Source organism: Streptomyces neyagawaensis, assembly GCF_023516595.1.
In the GTDB taxonomy this organism is placed as follows: domain Bacteria; phylum Actinomycetota; class Actinomycetes; order Streptomycetales; family Streptomycetaceae; genus Streptomyces; species Streptomyces neyagawaensis.
In genome coordinates this window covers 1-2,653 of the sequence record NZ_JAMGBG010000237.1, presented here as the reverse complement: position 1 = coordinate 2,653, position 2,653 = coordinate 1, and the positions used below count along the sequence as shown (strand labels likewise).

Annotated in this window: 2 protein-coding genes; both read left to right on the top strand. The window is 74.4% G+C overall.

The window, feature by feature from the left end; translation table 11 throughout:
- A partial coding sequence (locus M8J73_RS44460; protein WP_505016645.1) for a serine/threonine kinase C-terminal domain-containing protein occupies window positions 1-1,080 on the top strand: 1,080 nt, incomplete at its 5' end.
- Window positions 1,081-1,572: 492 nt separating this feature from the next.
- Window positions 1,573-2,653: protein kinase domain-containing protein (locus tag M8J73_RS44455; RefSeq protein ID WP_249829926.1), on the top strand; the 1,081-nt coding region annotated here is incomplete at its 3' end.

The window sequence follows — 2,653 nt, the reverse complement described above, 5'->3', positions numbered from 1 at the left end:
CGGGGCGCGGCCGCCGCCGCGCCAACCCCGTCCGCGCCGCCGGCCAAGCCCGCCAAGCCTGCCAGGCCCGCCGAGCCGACCACGGCCGTCACCACGAAGTCCGCGTCGGTCGGCCTCTCGTCCGGTGCCGCCGCCGGGGCGGCTGCCGGAGCCGCGAAGGCCGGGAGCGCCTCGGGCAAGCCGGTCGCCGGGGCGGTCGGGGCGCGTGACGGTGACACCGTCGCGGGTGGTGCGACCTCCTCGGGGTGGCCGCAGGTGCCGCCGCCGGACCTGCCGCCGCGGCCCGTGCCCAGGGCGCCCATCACGGACGTGGTCTCGCGGCGGACGCTCGCCGTCATCGCCGTGGCCGTGGCGCTGGTGGTCCTCGGGACCGTGCTGGCGTTCGTGTTCAACGGCGACGACAGCGCCGACAACAGCAAGGGCGCCGGCACCAAGGCCGCCGTGTCCAGCGGGACTTCCTCGGACGGCGCCGCCAAGGACAAGGACAAGAACGGCAAGGACGAGGACGCGGGATCGGTCCCCAGCCCGGACGGTGAGACCTCCGAGGAGCCCACGGGGTCGGACGACTCCACGGAGAACTCGTCGTCCACCGACTCCGACACGTCGAGCGGCTCCGGCGGTTCCGGTGGTTCCGGGTCCTCGAAGGACATCTCCGCCGAGACGTACAAGAGCGGCCAGGGCTTCTCCATCGGACTGCCCGACGGGTGGAAGTACCAGTCCACGGGCGCGGCGGGCGCCCGGTTCGCCGGGCCCGACGGGCAGAAGCTCCTCGTCGGGTGGACGAACACCCCGAAGGACGACCCGGTCGCCGACTGGAAGAACCAAGAGCAGTACATGACCCGCGCGCAGTACGACCGGATCCGCATTGAGGCGGTGGACTACCGGGGCTGGAACACGGCCGACTGGGAGTTCACCTATGTGGAGGGCGGGACGAAGTACCGCTCGATCGACCGCGGGTTCGTGGTCGACGGGAAGCAGGGGTACGCGCTGATGTACACCGCCAAGGCGTCCGAGTGGAGCGGCGAGCTGCGCAAGGACACCTGGCGGACATTCACCAAAACGTTCCGCCCGAAGTCCTGAGGCGCCCGTAGGCGCGTGGGAGGCGCTCCGAGGCACACCGGACGCGGTCGGCGGGGTGCGTGTGATGACGTGAGTCCGCGGCGCGCCGGGCGGTCGCGGCGCCCGTGGACGGGGGGTTCGGGCGTACGTCGACGGCGGTTCGGGCAGGGGGGCGCGGCTGTTGTGCGCCGGTGCCCATCTCGTTATGGAGCCGTGAGGATGCCGCTCCGGCCCGATGCGCCGTACGGGGGCGTGCGGGGGCACGGGGTGGTGTGCGCTCCTCCGATGCGAGGTCGGCTGGGGGAGTTGTGCCCGCCCGGTGAGTTCGGGGACGGGTGTTCCGGGGAAGATCGAGGGCGTTCGAGCGCATTCGAGACGGGTGAGATATCGCATCCCCTCAATGCGGGTTGCCTCCGGCACGTATCGTGAATGGCTGCGGACCGTACGCATCCAGCACGGAACAAGCCGTCGGACGAACGAATTTGACCAACCGGACGGTCGGGGGAGGGCATCGTGGACGAATACGCGGGACGAGTACTCGCGGACCGCTACCGCCTGCCGCTGCCGCCCACCGACGACTACGAGTTCGCCGAGAGCCGGGCCTTCGACACCTACAGCGGCCAGGAAGTCCTCGTACGGCAGGTGCCGTTGCCCGAGGTCGTCGAGGCCGAGGTGCTCGACGCGGACGGCCTGCCCGAGGGGTACGTGGCCCGGGACCGGGGCGCGCGCCGGGGTGCGGCGCGTACCCCGCGAGGAGCCACCGACCCGGCCGTACGGCGGGCGATCGAGGCCGCGCAGGCCGCCGCGCAGATCCCCGACCACCCGCGGCTCGACCAGGTCTTCGACGTGTTCGCCGAGGGCGGTTCGCTGTGGATAGTGAGCGAACTGGTGCCGGCGCGGCCGCTCGCGGCGCTGCTGGCGGACCAGCCGCTGACCCCGTACCGCGCGGCCGAGGTCGCCTCCGACGTGCTCACCGCGCTGCGGGCCCTGCACGCCCACGGCTGGGTGCACCGCAACATCACCGAGCGGACGGTGCTCGTCTGCGACGACGGCCGCGTCATGCTCACGGGGCTCGCGGTCGGGGCCGCCGAGGAGGCCCTGTGCGGATACGACCCCGTGCCCGTACAGGACTTCGAGGACCGTCCCGGCACACCCGGCGATGATCCGGGCACGACGGGCGCCGGGCCGGTCGTGCCGGGCGGGCGTGGTCCGGGTGTGTCCGGGGCAGGCCAGGGCGGAGCCGCGGGAGCGGTGGGACCCGGTGGCGTCGGCGGTGCCCGTCCGGTTCCGGGGGCGCTCGGGGGCGGCGGTGCGGGCGCGCGTGGGGTGTCCGCGTCCGGTGGCGCCCTGACGGGCGGTGCGTACGGTGGTCCCGCCCTCGGCGGCGGGGCCGGTGGCGCGGCCGGCGACCCGGAGGCGGCGCGTCGGGCCGCGATCGAGGCGAGAGCGGTCACCGACCCCTCGGAAGGGCAGCGTGCCCTGGAGGCCGGCGGTGACGTCCGGGCGGCACGGGCGGGCGCCATCGCGGCGTACCGGGCGGGTGCCCGCGCGGCGGCCCGCGTCCAGGACGACCGGCGAGGCGGCCCCGGCAGCG